Genomic DNA, 21319 nt, shown 5'->3' with positions numbered 1-21319 from the left:
TAAAACGGGGCCGAGGCCCATGGGTGCGGAAAATCAAGGAAGGGGGTAATAGGACCAACCGGAGTACCGTTGATGGGCGAACTACGAAAGAACCAATTCACTCGCCGCTTGAAATCCTGCAACGTTGTTTATACGGCTATTCGGTCGCGCGGTCAACCGTATTTCCATGCACTCAGGGTTATTGCGGGGTTCAGGTTTACAAACCTTGCAAACGGTGCGAATTTTTTGTAGGGGCCGAACGATTTTGGCGCCAACTTGCAGGTGCAACCGTTAAACTACGCGCCGCGCGGAAGGGTTGCCCCGATCGGGTGATCCTTCCCCCCAAAATTGCATGCGCGGTGCTATCCGAGCCGATCCCGGACAGCAGGCCGACCATGCTTTTTGAGACATAGGAGAGGATGTGAAGAGTTCTATTCAACGGAACATCGGCCCGTTTGCACTGATGCTGACGGGGCTGGGTTCGATTATCGGCTCGGGCTGGCTGTTCGGCGCCTGGAAGGCTGCGAAGATTGCCGGTCCGGCAGCGATTTGCGCATGGATCATCGGCGCGGTCGTGATTCTCGCGATTGCACTGACGTATGCCGAACTGGGCGCGATGTTCCCCGAGTCGGGCGGCATGGTGCGCTACGCGCGCTACTCGCACGGTTCGCTGGTGGGCTTCATCAGCGCGTGGGCGAACTGGATCGCGATCGTATCGGTGATTCCGATCGAAGCGGAAGCATCGATCCAGTACATGAGCACGTGGCCGTATCCGTGGGCGCACGCGTTGTTCGTGAACGGCGAGCTGACGACACCCGGCCTGCTGCTATCCGCCGTGCTGGTCGTCATCTACTTCATGCTGAACTACTGGGGCGTCAAGGCGTTCGCGCGTGCGAACACCGCGATCACGATCTTCAAGTTCCTGATCCCCGGCCTCACGATCCTTGGCCTGATGCTGTCGAGCTTCCACCCGGAAAACCTCGGCACCGCGTCGAATGCGAGCTTCGCGCCGTATGGCTGGTCGGCCGTGCTGACCGCGGTCGCGACGAGCGGCATCGTGTTCGCGTTCAACGGCTTCCAGAGCCCGGTGAACCTGGCCGGTGAAGCGCGCAATCCGTCGCGCAGCGTGCCGTTCGCGGTGATCTCCTCGATCCTGATCGCACTCGTGATCTACGTGCTGCTGCAGATGGCGTACATCGGCTCGGTGAATCCGGCCGACGTCGCAAAGGGCTGGTCGCACTTCAATTTCTCGTCGCCGTTCGCGGAACTCGCGATCGCGCTGAACCTGAACTGGCTCGCGATCCTGCTGTATGTCGACGCGTTCATCAGCCCGAGCGGCACCGGTACGACCTACATGGCGACGACCACCCGCATGATCTACGCGATGGAGCGCAACAACACGATGCCGAAGATGTTCGGCAACGTGCATCCGATCTACGGTGTGCCGCGCCAGGCGATGTGGTTCAACCTGCTCGTGTCGTTCATCTTCCTGTTCTTCTTCCGCGGTTGGAGCTCGCTCGCGGCGGTGATCTCGGTCGCGACGGTGATCTCGTACCTGACCGGCCCGATCAGCCTGATGTCGCTGCGCCGCGCGGCGACCGACATCGAGCGTCCGCTGTCGATCCCGCTGATGAAGCTGATTGCACCGTTCGCGTTCGTGTGCGCGTCGCTGATCCTGTACTGGGCGAAGTGGCCGCTGACGGGCGAAATCATCCTGCTGATGATCGTCGCGCTGCCGGTGTATTTCTACTTCCAGGCGAAGTCGGGCTGGACCGGCTGGGGCGCCGACCTGAAGGCCGCGTGGTGGCTGGTCGCATACCTGCCGACGATGGCCGTGCTGTCGCTGATCGGCAGCAAGGAGTTCGGCGGTCACGGCGTGCTGCCGTACGGCTGGGACATGCTGATCGTCGCGGCCATCTCGCTGGTGTTCTACTTCTGGGGCGTGAATACGGGCTACCGGACGCAGTATCTCGACGAGCGCGAGTCGCACGACGAGATCCTCGAAGGGGTCGGTGCCTGACGCGTGACTCGCCACCGGAATCGGCGGTGGTGGAAAGCGTAAAAAAAGCCCGTCCGAGCGCTGCTCGGGCGGGCTTTTTGTTTGCGGCCGCCGGCTATGTCGCCGGATTCAGGCGGCTGCGCTCGCGAACACGTAGTTCGTCATCGCGAGCACGCGTTGATACGTGCCGAGCGACTGGATGCCGAGCTGATAGTCGTCGTCGGCCGCGCCGAGCGCGGTGAACACCGGCAGCAGGTGTTCGTCGGTCGGATGCATCAGCGCCGCGTGCGGCGCCTGCCGGCGATAGTCGAGCAGCGCGTCGACATCGCGCGCGGCGAGCTTCGCCTCGAACCAGTCGGTGAATTCCGCGACGCGCGGGTCCGCATCCTCGGGCGCCGCGCTGAAATCGGCCGCGCGCAGGTTGTGCGTGATCTGGCCCGAGCCGATCACCATCACGCCTTCGTCGCGCAGCGGCCGCAGCGCGCGGCCGAGCGCGAAGTGATGGGCTGCGTCCGCGCGGGGCTGGATCGACAACTGCGCGACGGGCACGTCAGCCTCCGGGAACATCAGTAGCATCGGCACCCACGCGCCGTGGTCGAGGCCGTGCTCGGTCGTCGCGGTCGCGATGCCGGCCGCGTTCAGCAGCGCGGCCGCCCGTTCGGCGACCTCGGGCGCGCCGGGTGCCGGGTACCGGATTTCGTACAGCGCGCGCGGGAAGCCGTAGAAGTCGTGGATCGTTTCAGGATGCGCGGCCACGCTCGCGACCGGCTGTTGCGTGCCCCAGTGCGCGGACAACATCAGCACCGCGCGCGGGCGAGGCAATTCGGCGCCGAGGTGCGTGAACGCACCGGACGGCAGTGTCGGGTCGATCGGCAGGGTAGGGGCGCCGTGGGACAGGTAAAGCGAGGGCAAGCGGTTCATGGTGGGGAGCCTGCAAAAGGGATTTGCCTGTGACTATAGACGCACACCAATTATTGATAAATCGGCTGATAGGAATTTGATTGACTCGTGTGAGTTGATAATTCGGCCGGCTTCGGGCGTTCGGCGGCAGGCGAGGGCTCGAGGTTGCCGGATCGAGCGGGAAGACGGCCGAATCAGCGAAGATGCGTGAAGAACGACGCCGGAGCGCCGTGTCGAGCGGCTTACCCTGCCGGCCTGATGCCTGCCCACGGCGTCGTCATCGGTGCACTGAGTGCGAACAGGTCGAGCACGCGGGTGACGGTCTGGTCGACGAGTTCCTCGATCGTCTTCGGCATCGCGTAGAACGCGGGTAGCGGCGGAAACACGATACCGCCCATTTCGGTCACGGCGGTCATGTTGCGCAGATGCGCGAGGTTGAACGGCGTTTCGCGCACCATCAGCACGAGACGGCGGCGTTCCTTCAGCGTGACGTCGGCCGCACGCGTGATCAGGTTGTCCGACAGGCCGTGCGCGACGCTCGCGAGCGTCTTCATCGAGCAGGGCGCGATCACCATGCCATCGGTCGCGAACGAACCGGATGCGATCGTCGCGCCGACATCGCGCACCGAATGCACGACATCCGCCCGGCTTTCGACCTCGGCCTTGGGCAGCTTCAGTTCATGCTGGATATTGAGCCAGCCGGCGTTCGAAACCAGCAGATGCGTTTCGACGCCGCCGGCGGCGCGCAGCAATTCGAGCAGCCGCACGCCATAGACTGCACCGGTGGCGCCGGTGATCGCGACGATCAGCCGGCGTGGCGGCGCACTGGGAGATGCCATCGGGAAGGGGGCGTTACGCGGCGGCGAACAGTTGCTGCAGTTCGCCGGACTGGTACATCTCCATCATGATGTCCGACCCGCCGATGAATTCGCCCTTCACGTACAGCTGCGGGATGGTCGGCCAGTTCGAGAATTCCTTGATGCCCTGGCGGATTTCGTCGTCCTCCAGCACGTTGACCGTCTTGAACTGGTCGACGCCGCAGGCCTTCAGCACCTGCACGGCGCGGCCCGAGAAGCCGCACATCGGGAATTGCGCGTTGCCCTTCATGAAGAGCACGACCTGGTTTTCGTCGACGATTTGCTTGATACGTTGTTGGGTGTCCATGACTGACCTTGCGTTTGCGGGGCGTTAGAACGAAATGATAGCGGATTTCAACCGGGCGGGCCGGCCATCAGCCGGGCAGGCGGCCACCCGTCGTGCGTTCGATCGCGGCCAGATCGGCGAGCGACTGGACCGAAATGAAGCCGCGTGACACGAGCAAGGCGCGCACGGCTTCGGCCTGGTCGTAGCCGTGCTCGATCCATAGCGTGCCGCCGGGTCTCAGGTAGGCGCCGGCGCCCGCGACGATCGTGCGGATCGCGCTGAGACCGTCGGCATCGTCGGTGAGCGCGCCGCGCGGCTCGAACCGCAGGTCGCCCTGCGCGAGGTGCGGATCGTGCTGCGCGATGTACGGCGGGTTGCTGACGATCGTGTCGAACGCGAGTGCCGGATCGAGCGCGGCGTACCAGTCGCTCTGCAGCCAGTGCAGCGGGCCGCCGGGGCGGCGCGCGTCGAGCAGCTTGTTCGCGTTGCGTTGCGCGACTGCGAGCGCGGCCGGCGAACGGTCGAGCGCCCATACGCGCGCGTCGGGCCGTTCGGCCGCGATCGACACGGCGATCGCGCCGCTGCCGGTGCCCAGATCGAGCACCGTCGGATGTGGTCGTCCGTCGATCGCGTCGAGCGCGGCTTCGACGAGCAGTTCGGTTTCGGGGCGCGGGATCAGCACGTCGGGCGTCACGTCGAACGGCCGGCCGAAGAACTCGCGCATCCCGACGAGCTGCGCGACCGGCTCGCCGGCCACGCGGCGCGCTTCGAGCGCGCGATAGCGTTCGACCGCGGCAGCGTCGAGCGGCACGTCGCCGCGCGTGATCAGTTGCGTGCGGGTCCAGCCGAGCGCGTGCGCGAGCAGCACGCGCGCATCGACCGCGTCGAGCGGCGACGCGCGCAGCAGATCGTCGGCGGTGGTGTCGGGCATCGCGATCTCAGTCGGCGTCGCCGAGCGACGCGAGCAGTTCGGCCTGGTGCTCGCTGACGAGCGCGCTGATCAGTTCGTCGAGATCGCCGTCCATCAGCGCCTCGAGCCGGTACAGCGTCAGGTTGATCCGGTGGTCGGTCATCCGGCCCTGCGGGAAGTTGTAAGTGCGGATCCGCTCCGAGCGGTCGCCGGAGCCGATCAGGCTCTTGCGCGTCGCGGCTTCCTTCGCGTGCTGCTCGTGATACTGCTTGTCCTTGATGCGCGCGGCAAGCACCTTCAGCGCGCGATCCTTGTTCTTGTGCTGCGAACGGTCGTCCTGGCATTCGACGACGATTCCGGTCGGGATGTGCGTGACGCGCACAGCCGAATCGGTCTTGTTGATGTGCTGGCCGCCCGCGCCGGATGCGCGGAACGTGTCGATCCGCAGGTCGGCCGGGTTGATCTCGACCTCGCCGATCTCGTCGGCTTCCGGCATCACCGCGACCGTGCACGCGGACGTATGGATGCGCCCCTGCGTCTCGGTCGCCGGCACGCGCTGCACGCGATGGCCGCCCGACTCGAACTTCAGGCGCGAATACGCGCCCTGGCCCGCGATCCGCACGATCACTTCCTTGTAGCCGCCGAGATCCGACGCGCTCTCCGACATCATCTCGACCTGCCAGCGCTGGCGTTCCGCGAAGCGCAGGTACATGCGCAGCAGGTCGCCCGCGAACAGCGCCGATTCGTCGCCGCCCGTGCCCGCGCGGATTTCGAGGAAGATGTTGCGGTCGTCGTTCGGATCCTTCGGCAGCAGCATTTTCTGCAGCTCGACCTCGAGGCGGGCCATGCTCTCGCGCGCGCTGCGGATCTCGTCTTCGGCGAAATCGCGCATCGACGGATCGGTGAGCAGCTCCTGCGCGGCGGTTTCGTCGTTGCGCGCCTGGCGCCACAGCGCGTACTGCTCGACGACCGGGCCGAGTTCCGCATGTTCGCGCGTCAGCTTGCGGTACTGGTCGAGATCGGCCGTGACGTTTTCGCGGCTCAGCAGGTCGTTCAGTTCGGCCAGCCGTGTGGACAGCTGGTCGAGCTTGCGTTGCATGCTCGTCTTCATGGTGTGGAGCGGCGCTCCCGGGGCAAGGGTATTCGGAAAGGATAGGCCGGCGGCAGGACAACGACCGGCCGGCGGCAGAGCAACCGGCCGGCGCTAGTGGCCAGACTGGTCGTTCGAGCGCGGCGCGTGCTGGTAGAAGCCGCGCATCAGGTCGATCAGCGAATCGCGGTCGGCGCCGTTCACGCGGTTGAGCGCGCTCGTCGGGCCGTGGATCAGCTTGTTGGTGAGCGCCTGCGACAGCGCTTCGAGGACTGCCGCCGGATCGTCGCCGCGCGCGAGCAGCTTTTGCGCCTTCTCGACTTCCGCGCGGCGCAGCGCGTCGGCCTGCGTATGCATGTGACGAATCACCGGCACGACGCTACGCGTGTCGAGCCACTGCATGAAATTCTGCACACGCGTCTCGATGATCGTCTCGGCTTGCGCAACCGCGGCCTGGCGCGATGCGTTGCCTTCGCGCACGATCGCGCCGAGATCGTCGACGGTATAGAGGAACACGTCCTTCAGCTTGCCGACTTCCGGCTCGATGTCGCGCGGCACCGCGAGGTCGACCATGAAGATCGGCCGATGGCGGCGTGCCTTCACCGCGCGTTCGACCGCGCCGAGGCCGATGATCGGCAGCGTCGACGCGGTGCACGACACGATGATGTCGAATTCGTGCATGCGGGCGGGCAGATCCGACAGCGGCATCGCGCGGCCGTTGAAGCGTTCGGCGAGCCGCTGGCCGCGTTCGGCCGTGCGGTTCGCGACGACGAGCTCGCGCGGGCTCTGCGCGGCGAAGTGCGTCGCGCACAGCTCGATCATCTCGCCGGCGCCGATGAACAGCACGCGCTGATCCGATACCTTTTCGAAGATGCGCTGCGCGAGGCGGACGGCCGCGGCGGCCATCGACACCGACTGCGCGCCGATCTCGGTCGTGCCGCGCACTTCCTTCGCGACGGCGAACGTCCGCTGGAACAGCTGGTTCAGGTAGGTGCCGAGCGCGCCGGCTTCGGTCGCGGTGCGCACCGCGTCCTTCATCTGGCCCAGAATCTGCGTTTCGCCGAGCACCATCGAGTCGAGGCCCGACGCGACGCGGAATGCGTGCCGGACGGCTTCCGACTGTGGCAGCGCGTAGACGTGCGGTGCGAGCTCGTCGACCGGAATCCGGTGGTACTCCGACAGCCAGCGAATCGCCCCCTCGCGTGCGGCCCGATCATCGGTCGCGCAATAGAGTTCGGTGCGGTTGCAGGTGGAGAGAATCGCCGCTTCGGGCGAATTGGGCGCCTGGGGGCCGAGGAACACGTTCTTGAACGTGACGAGAGCCGGCTTGATTTGCTCGAGCGGAAACGCCACGCGTTCGCGCAGGGCGACAGGCGCAGTGTGGTGATTGATTCCGATCGTGAGGAGTTGCATATCGAGGGCTATCGTTTAGCGCCATATTATAGCGTTTCGGTGATTTCCTCACTCGCGGCATACCGGGCATCAGCGTGGCGCGGCCTCGAATTTGGGGGCTCGATCGGCACGCGGTCGAGCTGATAGCCGTAGCCGTAGAGCGGCAGAAGCCGGTAGCCATGCTCCGGAAGCAGCTGCAGCTTGCTGCGCAGCCGGGACGCGTGCGTGTCGAGCGTGCGCGACTTCATGTCGCGGCGGCGGGCCCACACGGTTTCGAGGATATGGGCGCGCGACACGGGCCGGGACAGGTTCGCGAACAGCAGTTGCGCGAAGCGGAACTCCTTCGGCGTCAGCGAGACGACCACGTCGCCGAAGCGCACGAGGCCGTGGGTCGCATCGAATGCGTATTCTCCATACATTTCGCGGGAGCGATTCGGCGGCCGCCGGACGCCAGCGCGCCGGCTCAGCGCATTCACCCGTGCGAGCAGTTCGGGCCCGCTCACCGGGCGCACGAGGCAGTCGTCGGCGCCTGCGTGCAGGCATGACACGACTTCGCTTTCGCGCGGCAGCTGCATCACGGCGATGGCCGGCAGGCCGGGCAGGATCGCTTGCGCACGCGGAATGACCTCCTCGGCCGGCTGATCGCCGGCCCAATTGCAGGTGATCAGCATGTCGCAGGTATCGGTAGCGAGCCACTCGAAGAACGCGGTGCTGGACGGAAACGTGTGGCACACGTGACCGCCGGCGAAGAGGAGGCGGTTCAGGAGCGCAGCATGACGTGCTTCCGGATCGATCAGGGCGATTCGCATGAGGATTTCTTCAATACGGCTGCCGGAGCGCGCTTGCCATAACGTCGGGTCGGCCCCTACACTCGAATGTTCGCGGCGCCCGGCTGGTCTCGGGTTCGATGGATGAATCGATGCTAGTCGCTGGCAACGTTCACGCCTATGGGACGAATCTGAATTTATAGAAGGCGTCGAATGAACTGGTTTGGAATCCTTGTCCTGGGAGCGGCCGTCGGGCTGTTCGGCCGGTGGCTGCATCCGATGCGGCGCACGGGCCGGCCGGCATGGTGGATCGCGGTGCTGGTCGGCATCGCAGGCGCCGCCGCCGCGCGCATGGCCGGCAATCTCTCTGGACTGTTTTACGATGGCGAAACGCTCGAATGGCCGGTCTGCACCGGTGTCGCGTTCCTCGCCGTAGCCGTGACGGTCGCGGTGTCTGCCCGTCGCTGAAAGCTCTCAGGTGAAATCATGAATGCCCGTCTCCCCGAAGTCTCGTCGGTGCCGGCCCGCCTCGCGCTGCTGCGCGGTGCGATGGTCCGCGAGGACCTGGCCGCCTATCTCGTGCCGTCCGCCGATCCTCACCTGTCCGAGTACCTGCCCGAACGCTGGCAGGCGCGCCGCTGGCTGTCCGGTTTCACGGGCTCGGTCGGCACGCTGGTCGTGACCGCGGATTTCGCGGGCTTGTGGGTCGACAGCCGTTACTGGGTGCAGGCCGAAGCGGAACTCGCCGGCACGGGCGTCCAGCTGATGAAGATGACGGGCGGCCAGCAAAGCGCGCCGCATGTCGACTGGCTCGCTCAGAACGTGCCGGCCGGGGCGACGGTCGGTGTCGACGGTGCCGTGCTCGGCGTCGCGGCGGCACGCGCGCTGACGGCCGCGCTGAACGCGCGCGGCATCGCGCTGCGCACCGATCTCGACCTGCTCGACGCGATCTGGCCGGAGCGCCCGGGGCTGCCGGGCGACGCGGTGTTCGAGCACGTGGCGCCGCAGGCCGACACGACGCGCGCAAGCAAGCTCGCCGAAGTGCGCCGCGCGATGCACGCGCAGGGCGCGCAATGGCATTTCGTGTCGACGCTCGACGATCTCGCGTGGCTGTTCAACCTGCGCGGCGCCGACGTCAACTTCAACCCCGTGTTCGTCGCGCACGCGATGATCGGCGCCGATCGCGCGACGCTGTTCGTCGCCGAAGGCAAGGTGTCGCCGGCGCTGGCCGCGTCGCTCGCGCGGGACGGCGTCGAGGTTCGCGCGTATGACGCCGCGCGCGCGGCGCTCGCGGCGCTGCCCGACGGCGCGACGCTGCTGATCGACCCGCGCCGCGTGACGTTCGGCACGCTCGAGGCCGTGCCGGCCGGCGTGAAGCTGGTCGAGGCCGTGAACCCGTCGACGTTCGCGAAATCGCGCAAGACGTCCGCCGAGATCGAGCACGTGCGCGTGACGATGGAGCACGACGGCGCCGCGCTCGCCGAATTCTTCGCGTGGTTCGAGCGGGCGGTGAGCCGCGAGACGATCACCGAGCTGACGATCGACGAGCAGCTCACTGCCGCGCGCGCACGGCGCCCCGGCTACGTGTCGCCGAGCTTCGCGACGATCGCCGGCTTCAACGCGAACGGTGCGATGCCGCACTATCGCGCGACGCCCGAGTCGCACGCGACGATCGCCGGCGACGGCCTGCTGCTCGTCGATTCGGGCGGCCAATACGTGACCGGCACGACCGACATCACGCGCGTCGTGCCGGTCGGCACCGTCAGCGATCTGCAGCGCCGCGATTTCACGATCGTGCTGAAGTCGATGATGGCGCTGTCGCGTGCGCGCTTCCCGCGCGGCATCCGCTCGCCGATGCTCGACGCGATCGCGCGCGCGCCGATGTGGGCGGCCGGGCTCGACTACGGTCACGGCACCGGCCACGGCGTCGGCTACTTCCTGAACGTGCACGAGGGCCCGCAGGTCATCTCGCACTACGCGCCGGCCGAGCCGTATACCGCGATGGAAGAGGGGATGATCACGTCGATCGAGCCGGGCGTGTACCGGCCCGGCAAATGGGGCATCCGGATCGAGAACCTGGTCGTGAACCGCGCGGGCGGGCAGACCGAGTTCGGCGACTTCCTCGCGTTCGAGACGCTGACGCTCTGTCCGATCGACACGCGCTGCGTGCTGGTCGAGATGCTGCATGAAGAGGAGCGCGCGTGGCTGAACACGTATCACGCGACCGTGCGTGAGCGCGTCGGCCGGCACGTGAGCGGCGATGCGAAGGCGTGGCTCGACGCGCGCACGCAGCCGATCTGACGCTAGGCGCAACGAGCGACAACGGCCGCACGACGGCCGCACGACGGCCGGACCATGATCGAGAGGGCAACCGATGGCAGACACCGCAGTGATCGTGATCGACATGCAGCGCGGGCTGGTGCAGCGGGCGCGGCCCGCGTACCGGCTCGACGACGTCGTGTCGGGCATCAACCGGCTGACGGCGGCGGCGCGCGCGGCGAACGCGCCCGTGTGCTTCGTGCAGCACGACGGCGACGCGGACGACGATATCGTTCCCGGCACGCCCGGCTGGGAACTGCACGATGAACTGATCGTCGGTCGTGCCGACTGGCGCATCCGCAAGCAGATGAGCGATTCGTTCCACGACACGCCGCTCGCCGCGCAGCTCGACGGCCACGGCATCCGCTCGGTGCTGATCTGCGGCTATGCGACCGAGTTCTGTGTCGATTCGGCTGCGCGCCGCGCGGCACTGCTCGGCTATCGGACGACCGTCGTGTCCGACCTGCACACGACGAACGAGCGCACGCACCTGTCGGCCGCACAGATCGTCACGCATCACCACTTCGTGTGGGAAAACAATACGCTGTCGGGCAATTCGGTGACGCCGCGTCCGCTTGCCGACGTGCTCGCCGCGGAGTTCGCATGACGATCAAGGCGGTGGTGTTCGATTTCGGCGGCGTGCTGATCGACTGGAGCCCCGAGTATCTGTACCGGCAACTGATTCCGGACGAAGCCGAGCGCCGCCGGTTCCTCACGCACGTGTGCGCGATGGAGTGGGTGATCCGCCAGGACGGCGGGCAGTCGATCGACGAAGGGACGAGCGAGCTCGTCGAGAAGTTTCCGGCGCACGAGGCGCTGATCCGCGCGTTCTACGCGCGCTGGCACGAGATGATCGGCGGCGTGCTCGACGAAGGCGCCGCGCTCGTCGACCGGCTCGATGCGCTGGGAATGCCGCTCTTCGGGCTGACCAACTGGTCCGCGCAGACGTTTCCGTATGCGTGGGACAACTTCCCGGTGCTGCGGCGCTTCAAGGACATCGTCGTGTCGGGTCGCGTGAAACTCGTGAAACCCGATCCGGCGATCTACCGTGAAATGCATGCGCGGATCGATCCGTTCCTGCCGGGCATCGCGTCGCACGAACTCGTGTTCATCGACGACAATGCGAAGAACGCGGCGGCCGCGACGGCGCTCGGCTGGCACGGCATTCATCACACGAGCGCGGCCGCGACCGAGGCGCGTTTGCGCGAGCTGGGCGCGCTCGCGTAGTCTTCCGGCAGACGACGGCAGACGAATGCAAAAAAGCGGGCCGCGAGCCCTAATGCCGTTCAGTTAAGGTTCTTTCTGAGGAACCGGACAGCGTAACGAGCAGGACGGGACTTGACGGCCCGATCGCATTTGCGATCGGGGCGTTTTACGTTGATGAGCAACTTGAGGTGCTCGCGAAGTCGCTTGAGGACGGCTGGCAACTTGGCGAAGGCAGGCGTTCGCGCAGCCCACATCATCTCGTGCTGGATCAGATGGAACGAGCGAACGAAGCTCAGTTCGGTCGGCTCGCACTTGGCTTCGAAGGCGGCGCAGGCCATTTCTCGACGAATCAGGTTGTAGGCGATCAATGCGCCCCAGATCTCTTGATAGATGCCCTCGACGGTTCGGCTGCGTAGCGCCAGTTCGCTACCCAGCATGGACTGCTTCAGTTCACGGTAGCTGGTTTCGATCTGCCAGCGCCGCTCGTAGCAAGCCACCAGATCGGCCAACTTGAAGCGGCGCCGATCGGTCAAGGACGTCAGCAGTACTCGCTGCCGCCCCTGTGCATCCTGAATGCGCACCGCACGTGCCGTCCACCACTCCGGCAGATCGGGGCATTTCTGCCGAGCCTGAGGCGAGACGCGCATGCGCACTAGTGCATCGTCCGGTTTGCCGGACAGCACCTCCCAACGCGTATTGGACTTTGCCGGAATGAGGAAGTGGCGATTGCGTTCGCCCGAGCTCAGGCCGCACAGGATCTCGGCTGCCAGGAAGCCTTTGTCGAAGACCGTGAGCGAATGGTCGGGAATCTGCGCCAGCAGATCCTTGGCGTAGATCATCTCGTTGGTGTCGTAGCGGCCAAACGCGATGTTCGCCACGAGATGCGTCGGGATCGAGGTCAGCGTGACAGCCCGCACTTGTGGGTAGCTCGCCACCTTGCCGCTCGCGTAGCGTTGGGCCCCAAAATGTTCCCGATTCGCGGCACTATCCGGCGTGCGTAGCGTGGTGCCATCCATGGCCCATAGGCTGAGGCCTTTGAAGCCATGACGAACAGCGTCCTGCTTGCACCATGCCTGCGCGGTTTGCTCGAACAGCCAAGCTATCGGGGCTTGGCCCAAGCGTTGCCGGGCTTGGGTAACGGCGCTCTTGCTGACGAAGGTGGCCTCGTTGGGCAACACTAGCTCAAGGCTGTCCACCACTTCACTGATCGACCAATGACGATAGATCGCCAGCGCAATCACCAGCCAGACCACCTGTTCGGCGGGCAACCGACGGCGACGGATGCTCGCCGTGCCGGTCGCTTCGACGGCTTGCTCGATCCATGCATGCGGTAGATGCTCCGCCAACCGGCTCAGGTCGGTTGGTCCGGCATCCAGCATGAAGGTCAGGTGGTCGGTCAGCATCGCGCCAAAAGTTAACATCTCAGCGCAGCGTTTACAACCATTCCTTCCCCAAAACAAAAATGCCGTTCAGTCGCTTAACTGAACGGCATTAGCATTGCTGCGGGCTTTTTCGTTTTGCGGAGCCGGCAGCGGCCGCTTTCTGCATCCGGCTCCGCGTGGCCGGGTGCCCGGGCCGCTCCGTTCAGCGGCTGATCGGCTTGTAGCGCAGACGCTTCGGCTTCGCGGCTTCTTCGCCGAGACGCGCACGCTTGTCGGCTTCGTATTCCTGGTAGTTGCCGTCGAAGAACGTGACCTGCGAATCGCCTTCGAACGCGAGGATGTGCGTCGCGATCCGGTCGAGGAACCAGCGATCGTGCGAGATCACCATCACGGAGCCCGCGAATTCGAGCAGCGCGTCTTCCAGGGCGCGCAGCGTTTCGACGTCGAGGTCGTTCGACGGTTCGTCGAGCAGCAGCACGTTGCCGCCGGAGATCAGCGTCTTCGCCAGGTGCAGGCGGCCGCGTTCGCCGCCGGACAGGTTGCCGACGATCTTCTGCTGGTCGCCGCCCTTGAAGTTGAAGCGGCCGATGTACGCCCGCGACGGCGTTTCGTACTTGCCGACCGTCAGCACGTCGGCGCCGCCCGAGATTTCCTCGAACACCGTCTTCGAGCCGTCGAGCGCGTCGCGGCTCTGGTCGACGTACGCGAGCTTCACGGTCGGGCCAAGCACGACTTCGCCCGAATCCGGTTGTTCCTTGCCGGTCAGCATCTTGAACAGCGTCGACTTGCCGGCGCCGTTCGGGCCGATGATGCCGACGATCGCGCCGGCCGGAATCTTGAAGTTCAGGTTGTCGATCAGCAGGCGGTCGCCGAACGACTTGCTGACGTTCTTGAACTCGATCACTTCATTGCCGAGGCGGTCGCCGACCGGAATGAAGATTTCCTGCGTTTCGTTGCGCTTCTGGTATTCCTGGCTGTTCAGCTCCTCGAAGCGCGCGATACGCGCCTTCGATTTCGCCTGGCGCCCCTTCGGGTTCTGGCGCACCCACTCCAGTTCCTTCTTGATCGCCTTCTGGCGCGCCGATTCAGACGCTTCTTCCTGCTTCAGGCGCTCTTCCTTCTGGTCGAGCCAGCTGCTGTAGTTGCCCTTCCACGGAATGCCGTGGCCGCGGTCGAGTTCGAGAATCCACTCGGCCGCATTGTCGAGGAAGTAGCGATCGTGGGTGACGGCGACGACCGTGCCCGGGAAACGCACCAGGAACTGCTCGAGCCAGTCGACCGATTCGGCGTCGAGGTGGTTGGTCGGTTCGTCGAGCAGCAGCATGTCCGGCTTCTCGAGCAGCAGCTTGCACAGTGCGACGCGGCGCTTTTCGCCGCCCGACAGGTGCTCGATCTTCGCGTCCCACGGCGGCAGGCGCAGCGCGTCGGCGGCCACTTCGAGCTGCTGCTCGGGGCTGCCGCCGTCGCTCGACGCGAGGATCGCTTCGTACTTCGCCTGCTCGGCCGCGAGCGCGTCGAAGTCGGCGTCCGGTTCCGCATACGCGGCGTAGATTTCCTCGAGCTTCTTGTTCGCCTGGAACAGGTCGCCAAGGCCTTCCTCGACGGCTTCGCGCACCGTCTTCGTCGGGTCGAGCTGCGGTTCCTGCGGCAGGTAGCCGATGTTCAAATTCGGCATCGGCGTCGCTTCGCCTTCGATGTCCTTGTCGACGCCCGCCATGATGCGGATCAGCGTCGACTTGCCCGAGCCGTTCAGGCCGAGCACGCCGATCTTCGCGCCGGGAAAGAACGACAGCGAGATGTCCTTCAGGATCTGGCGCTTGGGCGGCACGATCTTGCCGACCCGGTTCATCGTGAAAACGTATTGGGCCATTTGGGTGTGAAAGTCAGAAAAGGTTGAGACGGCCGCGCAGCTCGCGGGCGTGCGTGGCGTCGGGAAATTCGGTACGGAGCGTGCCGCGCGGGGCGCGGCGGTGTCGCCGCGGGTTGGCGGCGCGAGCGCGTATTGTACTTCGCCGCCGGCTGCCGCTGGCACCGCGCAGGCCATCCGGCCGACCCGCGTTCACAGCCACGCGGCGACGCCGCCGTGCCCGGAGCAGGTGCCGCGCCGATGGCGGCTGAAACTATACGTGCCGTCGCGGCAGCGCGCGCTCGCGCCCTCGGGCACGCGGCCCGATTTCGAGTGGGCCGGCGCATGGATGGTGTCGCCGTCGCGATTGCGGTACGTGTCGTGCCGGTCGAGGTCGGCTTCGTTAGCGTAGCCGGGCGACGCGCGATACGCGTGCGCCGCGGGCGGCAGGGCGGCACACGCGACGAACAGCGCGGCCGACAGGGTCGCGATGCGCGTCATGCGGCGGAGCAGGGCAGGCATGGTCGCTCTCCGGATGTCGTTGTCGGGTGCGGGCCGCATGTTAGCCGATCGGCCGAAGATCGTTGCCGCAGCCCAACGGGGCAGCGACGCTACGCCGCGCCGGTCATCGATGCCGCGCCGTCGGCCTGTGCGGCCTCGAGAATCCATCGGCGGAACGCGGCGACTTTCGCGCGTTCCGCATGGTGCGGCGGATAGACGAGGTAGTACGCGAAATCGTCGAGCCAGGCGACGTCGGCAAGCTGCACGAGCCGGCCGCTCGCGAGCTCGTTGCGCACCATCGCCGCCGGCAGCAGGCCGGCGCCCTGGCCGGCGAGGATCGCCTGCAGCAACAGACCGGAATCGTCGAACGCGGGGCCGCGCGGCGGACCGAAATCAGCGATTCGCTGCGCGTCGAACCAGATGTGCCAGCCCTTGCGCTCGGCGTCGTGCTGATGCGGCCATCCGGCCAGGTCGGCGGGTGTGGCCGGAAGGCCCAGCCGCGCGACGAGTGCCGGCGCCGCCAGCGCGACGATCTCCACGGTGAGCAACCGTTCGCTGCATAGCCCGATGTAGCGGCCGAGACCGTGGCGGATCGCGACGTCGACGCCGTCGCGCGAGAAATCGGCGAGCGCGTGGCTCGTGACGATCTGCAGGTCGACGTCCGGGCACGCGTCGCGGAACTGCGCGAGGCGCGGCACGAGCCACGCGGACGCAAAAAAGGGAGTGACGCTCACCGTCAGCACGCCGCTGTCGGCGGCCCCCGACACACGCTGCGACGCGTCGGCGATCTGCCGGAACGCGTTGCGCACGGGCGGCAGGAAGTCGCGGCCCGCGGCGGTCAGCAGGATGCCGCGATTCACGCGCTCGAACAGCTGTACGCCGAGATGCGTCTCGAGCGTGCGGATCATCTGGCTCACCGCCCCCGGCGTGACCGACAACTCCTCGGCCGCCGATTTCACCGACAGGTGGCGGGCGGCCGCCTCGAACGCACGCAACGCGTTGAGCGGTGGAAGGCGTGAACCGATCATTGAGTTTTTCTAAAGCGAAAGACCGATGAAATATCGTTTGAGGCGACGAGCGTGCACGAGTACCGTTGTTGCATTGGATCGTATCCGTGGTAAGCGGGTTTTGCGCTGTCGATGCGATCAACATAGTTCAACTATATCCATGAGGCAATCCGGATGCCGTGCGGCGTCCGGCGGAACCTGAAAGGAGGATCGTCATGAGCAGCCTGCGCGCATCGCGCGTCTTCTACGGCTGGTATGTGGTGGCGGCCGCATTCGCCGTCACGTTCGTCGGCTTCGGCAGTGCTTACACGTTCAGCGCGTTCGTCGAGTCGCTCCAGCGTGATTTCGCGGCATCGCGCGGGCAGATCTCGCTCGTGTTCTCGCTGGCCGGCTTCCTGTATTTCGGCTTCGGCATCGTCAGCGGCCCGCTTGCCGATCGCTTCGGCTCGCGGCGGCTCGCCGTCGCCGGCATGTTGCTGACGGCAGCGGGTCTCGCGGCGGCCGGTGCCGCGCATACGCTGCTGCAGGTCTATGTCGCGTACGGGCTCGGTGTCGGCCTCGGCGTCGGCTGCGCATACGTGCCGGCCGTCGGCGCCGTGCAACGCTGGTTCGTGCGGCGGCGCGGATTCGCGTCGGGGCTCGCGGTCGCGGGGATCGGCGTCGGCACGCTCGTGATGCCGCCGCTCGCATCCGCGCTGATCGCGCACGTCGGCTGGCGCGGCGCGTACGTCACCCTCGCGGCGATCGCGGTAGTGGTGGGCGCGGGCATGTCGCTGCTGATCGAGAACGATCCGCGCGGGCGCGGATTGCTGCCCGACGGCGATGCGGCGCGTGCGCAATCGCGCGACGGGCAGCCCGGTGCCACTTCATCGGTGCCCGCCGGCGCGACCGTGCGCGAAGCCGTCACGTCGCGACCGTTCGCGAGCCTGTATGCGGCATGCCTCGTCTGCTCGTTCGGTGTGTTCGTGCCGTTCGTGCATCTCGTGCCGTACGCGCTCGATCACGGCGTCGCGCAGTCGACGGCCGTGCTGCTGCTCGGCGCGATCGGCGTCGGCAGCACGGCAGGGCGCTTCTTCCTCGGCGGCGTCGCCGACCGCTTCGGCCGCCGCGCGTCGCTGCTCGCGATGTTCGCAGGCATGGCGGCCGCGCTCTCGGCGTGGGCCGGTGCCGGAAGCGTCGCGACGCTGGCCGCGTTCGCACTCGTGTTCGGCGTGTTCTACGGCGGCTGGGTCGCCGTGCTGCCGGCCGTCGTGATGGACTACTTCGGCGGCCGCAACGTGAGCGCGATCATCGGCATGCTGTACACGAGCGTCGCGTTCGGCACGCTGATCGGGCCTGCCGCCGCCGGTTTCATCTACGACGCGGGCGGCGGCTATCTCGTGCCGATCCTGGCCAGCGCGGCCGCGAATGCGATCGCGTTTGCGATCGTTGCCGCCACGGGGCGCGCGCCGGTGGCGGCGTGCGCGGCGGGTCGCTAGACGCGCGTCGCCGGGCGCGCGGCCAGACGCCGCTCGGCTAGGCGCCATCCCCGATTTCCGCTACGGTGTCCGGGACGTCGATCACCAACGGGCGGAGGCGCATCGTGACATTCGACGAAGTTCGGCAGGTCGTGCTGGCATGGCGGGGTGTCGAGGAAGGCAAGTCGTACGGCACGCCCGCACTCCGGGTGAAGGGCAAGATGCTCGCGCGTCTGCGCGAGGACGGCGACACGCTCGTCGTGCGGGGCGTCGGCCCCGACGAGCGCGCGTGGCTGATCGAATCGGAGCCCGACGTGTATTACGTGACCGATCACTATGCGGGCTGGCCGATCGTGCTGGTGCGCTTGTCGGCCGCGCATCCTGACGCCGTGAAAAACCTGCTTCTGCGAGAATGGCGCGCGATCGTGCCGGCCAAATGGCGGGACGCAGGGCCGGGCGGCGCGACCTGAGCATCCGGCGCAGCACCTGCGCGGCACACAAACCACCTTGACGGAATGCGTCCGTTGCGATGTCGGGCGGGCATGTCTCACCGCGCGTTTCCCGATCCGGCGGCTCATGAGCGGATAGCCGAACCGGACCAAGCGTTGCATCGGTTCGCATCGATGCAACAAGTGGTTCCATCGAAATTCTTCAATTGGTTCTTAGTCAAGAACCGTTTGATGCTTACACTCCTTCGCTTCGAAGGCGGCTGACCAACAGCCGACGGAAAGGGCGCACGCGATGCGCCGGCGCCCCGTGTGCCGCATCGCACCCGCAGCTTCGCAGACTGCGGCGCGCACCGACCGGAACAGGCTCGATCCGGCTCCCTGCCCGCATGCCGCGCATGCGCGGCGCGCTGCCGGATTCAACAACGACAAATCCCGCGCCGCCTTCATGCGACACCCGGTCATATCGGAACCGTTTTTTGGAGAGAGACACATGAGTGGAAGCAAGACAGGCCTCGGCACGGGTCTGAAGCAGCGTCACGTGACGATGATGTCGATTGCCGGCGTCATCGGCGCCGGCTTGTTCGTCGGCTCCGGCCACGCGATCGCGGAAGCCGGCCCGGCTTCGATCCTCGCGTATGCGATCGCGGGCGTCCTGGTCGTGCTGGTGATGCGCATGCTCGGCGAGATGGCCGTCGCGCATCCGGACAGCGGTTCGTTCTCGACCTATGCCGATCGCGCGATCGGCCACTGGGCCGGTTTCACCATCGGCTGGCTGTACTGGTGGTTCTGGGTGCTCGTGATCCCGATCGAGGCGACGGCCGCCGCGACCATTCTCAATGCATGGTTCCCCGGCGTCGCGACCTGGATTTTCGCGCTCGGCATCACGTTGCTGCTGACGATCACCAACCTCTTCTCGGTCAAGAACTACGGCGAATTCGAATTCTGGTTCGCGCTGATCAAGGTCATCGCGATCGTCGTGTTCCTGTGCATCGGCGGCGCGGCGATCGTCGGTATCGTGCCCGCGCCGGCCGTATCGGGCGTGTCGAACCTCTTCGCGCACCAGGGCTTCATGCCGAACGGCGCCGGCGCGGTGCTCGCGGCGATGCTGACGACGATGTTCTCGTTTCTCGGCACCGAGATCGTGACGATCGCGGCCGCCGAGTCGGACAACCCGCAACGCCAGATCGTGCGTGCGACGAACTCCGTCATCTGGCGTATCACGCTGTTCTATCTCGGCTCGATCCTCGTCGTCGCGGCCATCGTGCCGTGGAACGATCCGCTGCTGCCGAAGCACGGCTCGTATCAGCGCGCGATGGAGCTGATCGGTGTTCCGAACGCGAAGGCGATCATCGACGTGATCGTGCTCGTGTCCGTCGCGAGCTGCCTTAATTCCGCGCTCTACACCGCATCGCGGATGCTGTTCTCGCTGTCCAAGCGCAAGGACGCGCCCGCGTTCCTGCATAGCACCGATTCGACCGGCACGCCGCGTGCGGCCGTGCTCGCATCGACCGCATTCGGTTTCCTGACCGTGATCGCGAACTACCTGATGCCGGAGCAGGTATTCGGCTTCCTGCTGGCGACGTCGGGCGCGATCGCGCTGCTCGTGTATCTCGTGATCGCGATCTCGCAGCTGCGGATGCGCAAGACGCTCGAATCGAGCGGCGCCGACCTGACGCTGCGGATGTGGCTGTTCCCGTGGCTCACGTGGGCGGTGATCGTGTTCATCTGCGGCACGCTGACCGTGATGTTCGTCAGCGAGGAACACCGGATGGAAGTGGGGGCGACGGCCGTGCTCGCGCTGCTCGTGTTGTTTGCTTCGTGGTTGAACAAGCGCGGTCGTGATGCGCGAGCAGGTGCTGGGCGGCGGGTGTCGGCGACGTGATGACGTGACGATCTGAAGGCGGGCAGCGGTGCTCGTCTTTGGCCGACGGGCAAGCCCGCGGATGAAAAATGGGCCGATTGGCATTTGCCAATCGGCCCATTTGCTTTTCGTGCCGGATGCGCATCATGCGATGCCGAGCGTATCGCACGGCATCGGCATTGCACGTATCAGACGTTGAAGCGGAAGTCTGAAAAGCCACCGGCCGGGAAGCCTCGTCCTTATTAGTTCTCCACTGCAGAAGAGGTTTGGCGAGGCTTAGGCACCTTCGGGAGGTACCCCCGGTTGTACCCCCAAAGTGAATGTGAACTCTTGCTGCAGAACGGCCACTTGCGGCCACGCTCCACCTAGGCCATTGCCCCACCTTCCGTCTGCGGTCTAACCGTGGAAAGGGCCAAACCCCATAACTGCCAAACTGCTAGGGCGCGGGGGCGAATCATCTATGCATCAACTAGGCCAACTTGACCGCCTATCGATTGGTCCGTGTAGCCCACAGACGTTTCATCGCATCAAAGTGATGCTCAATGGCATGGAGATGATGATCCCCATGGATACCGCGTAGGCTCTGGAATGTCCCGGCGGAAAGAATGGATTCGCGGCGATTTCGGCTAGCGCGACGAAATACGTTGCGAAGAACATGAACCATAAGGCATGACCGAAGGCGCCGCACAGAGCTGCTGCAAGCGCGAAACCTGCGATAACTGCAGCCGCAACGGAGGCGAACGCCACAGCACGAGCGGACACGTGGGCAACGAATGCCGTGAAGCGGAGATATTCGCGTGTGGTGCGTAGCCGCTCGACCAATCCTTTGGCGAGCCACAGAAACATCACGGTCAACAGTAGCGAATTGAAGGCGATGTGTTCCTGAAGCAGTTCAGAGCCCCAATTCGCCTTGTCGAAATGCCGATAGCCCACCCACTGAACCAGCCCGCAAATCAGGCCAACGGTGCCGAAGAATGGGAGATCACCTTTCAGTTCCTTCGCAACTAACATCCAGGGGACCGCCGTTGCTACCTCAGACCGTGAAGAACGTCTGCAATCGTTGAAGTAATCATTCATAGGATCACTACCCTCTACACCGAACACCTACACC

The 21319-nt window shown here is 65.8% G+C and carries 20 protein-coding genes; 8 read left to right on the top strand and 12 right to left on the bottom strand.

The window, feature by feature from the left end; all coding sequences use genetic code 11:
* The first annotated feature begins 400 nt into the window (after positions 1–400).
* A complete protein-coding gene (locus tag WS66_RS27400; protein ID WP_059607886.1) occupies positions 401–1999 on the top strand; it encodes an APC family permease in 1599 nt (532 codons plus the stop codon).
* A 108-nt stretch (positions 2000–2107) separates the two neighbouring features.
* On the opposite strand, the gene WS66_RS27395 is transcribed toward WS66_RS27400, so the two are convergent.
* The 7 genes from WS66_RS27395 to WS66_RS27365 all read right to left on the bottom strand — a co-directional run bounded on the left by WS66_RS27395 (position 2108) and on the right by WS66_RS27365 (position 8222).
* Positions 2108–2899, bottom strand: coding sequence for a DODA-type extradiol aromatic ring-opening family dioxygenase (locus WS66_RS27395; RefSeq protein ID WP_059607887.1), 792 nt, complete (start codon positions 2897–2899; stop codon positions 2108–2110).
* A 221-nt stretch (positions 2900–3120) separates the two neighbouring features.
* Positions 3121–3717, bottom strand: coding sequence for a UbiX family flavin prenyltransferase (locus WS66_RS27390; RefSeq protein WP_059607888.1), 597 nt, complete (start codon positions 3715–3717; stop codon positions 3121–3123).
* A 13-nt stretch (positions 3718–3730) separates the two neighbouring features.
* Positions 3731–4042, bottom strand: a complete 312-nt coding sequence (gene grxD, locus WS66_RS27385; protein ID WP_011883132.1) for a Grx4 family monothiol glutaredoxin — start codon at positions 4040–4042, stop codon at positions 3731–3733.
* A 67-nt stretch (positions 4043–4109) separates the two neighbouring features.
* Positions 4110–4952: a peptide chain release factor N(5)-glutamine methyltransferase gene (prmC, locus tag WS66_RS27380; protein ID WP_059607889.1), complete on the bottom strand. Its 843-nt coding sequence runs from the start codon at positions 4950–4952 to the stop codon at positions 4110–4112.
* A 7-nt stretch (positions 4953–4959) separates the two neighbouring features.
* Entirely contained in the window at positions 4960–6042 is a 1083-nt protein-coding gene (prfA, locus tag WS66_RS27375; RefSeq protein ID WP_059607890.1) for a peptide chain release factor 1, read from the bottom strand.
* 93 nt (positions 6043–6135) lie between these two features.
* Positions 6136–7434 carry a glutamyl-tRNA reductase gene (gene hemA, locus WS66_RS27370; RefSeq protein WP_059607891.1) on the bottom strand — a complete coding sequence of 433 codons (1299 nt, stop codon included), beginning with the start codon at positions 7432–7434 and terminating at the stop codon, positions 6136–6138.
* 26 nt (positions 7435–7460) lie between these two features.
* Positions 7461–8222, bottom strand: coding sequence for a response regulator transcription factor (locus WS66_RS27365; protein ID WP_059607892.1), 762 nt, complete (start codon positions 8220–8222; stop codon positions 7461–7463).
* A 171-nt stretch (positions 8223–8393) separates the two neighbouring features.
* On the opposite strand from WS66_RS27365, the gene WS66_RS27360 reads away from it, so the two are divergent.
* The 4 genes from WS66_RS27360 to WS66_RS27345 all read left to right on the top strand — a co-directional run bounded on the left by WS66_RS27360 (position 8394) and on the right by WS66_RS27345 (position 11726).
* Positions 8394–8648 carry a hypothetical protein gene (locus WS66_RS27360; protein ID WP_059449757.1) on the top strand — a complete coding sequence of 85 codons (255 nt, stop codon included), beginning with the start codon at positions 8394–8396 and terminating at the stop codon, positions 8646–8648.
* 18 nt (positions 8649–8666) lie between these two features.
* A complete protein-coding gene (locus WS66_RS27355) occupies positions 8667–10481 on the top strand; it encodes an aminopeptidase P family protein (protein WP_059607893.1) in 1815 nt (604 codons plus the stop codon).
* A gap of 73 nt (positions 10482–10554) precedes the next feature.
* Positions 10555–11106 (top strand): cysteine hydrolase family protein, encoded by a 552-nt coding sequence (locus tag WS66_RS27350; RefSeq protein ID WP_059607894.1) that lies wholly within the window; start codon positions 10555–10557, stop codon positions 11104–11106.
* Complete coding sequence (locus tag WS66_RS27345; RefSeq protein WP_059607895.1) at positions 11103–11726, top strand: HAD family hydrolase; 624 nt, start codon at positions 11103–11105, stop codon at positions 11724–11726. Before WS66_RS27350 ends, WS66_RS27345 begins: the two co-directional genes overlap by 4 nt.
* Before the next feature lie 59 nt (positions 11727–11785).
* Here the strand turns inward: WS66_RS27345 and WS66_RS27340 are convergent, their stop codons facing one another.
* The 4 genes from WS66_RS27340 to gcvA all read right to left on the bottom strand — a co-directional run bounded on the left by WS66_RS27340 (position 11786) and on the right by gcvA (position 16462).
* Positions 11786–13108: an IS4 family transposase gene (locus WS66_RS27340; protein ID WP_108064754.1), complete on the bottom strand. Its 1323-nt coding sequence runs from the start codon at positions 13106–13108 to the stop codon at positions 11786–11788.
* A 181-nt stretch (positions 13109–13289) separates the two neighbouring features.
* Positions 13290–14957 carry an energy-dependent translational throttle protein EttA gene (gene ettA, locus WS66_RS27335; protein WP_059465278.1) on the bottom strand — a complete coding sequence of 556 codons (1668 nt, stop codon included), beginning with the start codon at positions 14955–14957 and terminating at the stop codon, positions 13290–13292.
* 189 nt (positions 14958–15146) lie between these two features.
* Entirely contained in the window at positions 15147–15455 is a 309-nt protein-coding gene (locus WS66_RS27330; protein ID WP_059600622.1) for a DUF3761 domain-containing protein, read from the bottom strand.
* An 89-nt stretch (positions 15456–15544) separates the two neighbouring features.
* On the bottom strand, positions 15545–16462 hold the full coding sequence (gene gcvA / locus WS66_RS27325) for a transcriptional regulator GcvA (protein ID WP_059600624.1): 918 nt from the start codon (positions 16460–16462) through the stop codon (positions 15545–15547).
* A 194-nt stretch (positions 16463–16656) separates the two neighbouring features.
* On the opposite strand from gcvA, the gene WS66_RS27320 reads away from it, so the two are divergent.
* The 3 genes from WS66_RS27320 (at position 16657) to gabP (ending at position 20229) form a co-directional block, all read left to right on the top strand.
* On the top strand, positions 16657–17919 hold the full coding sequence (locus tag WS66_RS27320) for an MFS transporter (protein WP_059600627.1): 1263 nt from the start codon (positions 16657–16659) through the stop codon (positions 17917–17919).
* Positions 17920–18023: 104 nt separating this feature from the next.
* Positions 18024–18368 carry an MmcQ/YjbR family DNA-binding protein gene (locus WS66_RS27315; RefSeq protein ID WP_059600634.1) on the top strand — a complete coding sequence of 115 codons (345 nt, stop codon included), beginning with the start codon at positions 18024–18026 and terminating at the stop codon, positions 18366–18368.
* Between the two features lie 469 nt (positions 18369–18837).
* Positions 18838–20229, top strand: coding sequence for a GABA permease (gene gabP, locus WS66_RS27305; protein ID WP_059600629.1), 1392 nt, complete (start codon positions 18838–18840; stop codon positions 20227–20229).
* A gap of 498 nt (positions 20230–20727) precedes the next feature.
* Here the strand turns inward: gabP and WS66_RS27300 are convergent, their stop codons facing one another.
* Positions 20728–21285, bottom strand: coding sequence for a hypothetical protein (locus tag WS66_RS27300; protein WP_159086588.1), 558 nt, complete (start codon positions 21283–21285; stop codon positions 20728–20730).
* Positions 21286–21319 lie beyond the last annotated feature (34 nt).

The organism is Burkholderia sp. LA-2-3-30-S1-D2, assembly GCF_001523915.2.
Taxonomy (GTDB): domain Bacteria; phylum Pseudomonadota; class Gammaproteobacteria; order Burkholderiales; family Burkholderiaceae; genus Burkholderia; species Burkholderia diffusa.
Note: the sequence above shows the minus strand (reverse complement) of the source record. Positions and strands in the feature narration are given on the sequence as shown.

Coding starts and splice junctions, on each gene's coding strand:
- ettA (WP_059465278.1), bottom strand. CDS start 14,957: ATGGCCCAATACGTTTTCACGATGAACCGGGTCGGCAAGATCGTGCCG.
- gcvA (WP_059600624.1), bottom strand. CDS start 16,462: ATGATCGGTTCACGCCTTCCACCGCTCAACGCGTTGCGTGCGTTCGAG.
- WS66_RS27320 (WP_059600627.1), top strand. CDS start 16,657: ATGAGCAGCCTGCGCGCATCGCGCGTCTTCTACGGCTGGTATGTGGTG.
- WS66_RS27390 (WP_059607888.1), bottom strand. CDS start 3,717: ATGGCATCTCCCAGTGCGCCGCCACGCCGGCTGATCGTCGCGATCACC.
- WS66_RS27350 (WP_059607894.1), top strand. CDS start 10,555: ATGGCAGACACCGCAGTGATCGTGATCGACATGCAGCGCGGGCTGGTG.
- WS66_RS27345 (WP_059607895.1), top strand. CDS start 11,103: ATGACGATCAAGGCGGTGGTGTTCGATTTCGGCGGCGTGCTGATCGAC.
- WS66_RS27330 (WP_059600622.1), bottom strand. CDS start 15,455: ATGCCTGCCCTGCTCCGCCGCATGACGCGCATCGCGACCCTGTCGGCC.
- WS66_RS27395 (WP_059607887.1), bottom strand. CDS start 2,899: ATGAACCGCTTGCCCTCGCTTTACCTGTCCCACGGCGCCCCTACCCTG.
- WS66_RS27360 (WP_059449757.1), top strand. CDS start 8,394: ATGAACTGGTTTGGAATCCTTGTCCTGGGAGCGGCCGTCGGGCTGTTC.
- prfA (WP_059607890.1), bottom strand. CDS start 6,042: ATGAAGACGAGCATGCAACGCAAGCTCGACCAGCTGTCCACACGGCTG.
- WS66_RS27365 (WP_059607892.1), bottom strand. CDS start 8,222: ATGCGAATCGCCCTGATCGATCCGGAAGCACGTCATGCTGCGCTCCTG.
- grxD (WP_011883132.1), bottom strand. CDS start 4,042: ATGGACACCCAACAACGTATCAAGCAAATCGTCGACGAAAACCAGGTC.
- WS66_RS27300 (WP_159086588.1), bottom strand. CDS start 21,285: ATGAATGATTACTTCAACGATTGCAGACGTTCTTCACGGTCTGAGGTA.
- prmC (WP_059607889.1), bottom strand. CDS start 4,952: ATGCCCGACACCACCGCCGACGATCTGCTGCGCGCGTCGCCGCTCGAC.
- WS66_RS27355 (WP_059607893.1), top strand. CDS start 8,667: ATGAATGCCCGTCTCCCCGAAGTCTCGTCGGTGCCGGCCCGCCTCGCG.
- WS66_RS27340 (WP_108064754.1), bottom strand. CDS start 13,108: ATGCTGACCGACCACCTGACCTTCATGCTGGATGCCGGACCAACCGAC.
- gabP (WP_059600629.1), top strand. CDS start 18,838: ATGAGTGGAAGCAAGACAGGCCTCGGCACGGGTCTGAAGCAGCGTCAC.
- hemA (WP_059607891.1), bottom strand. CDS start 7,434: ATGCAACTCCTCACGATCGGAATCAATCACCACACTGCGCCTGTCGCC.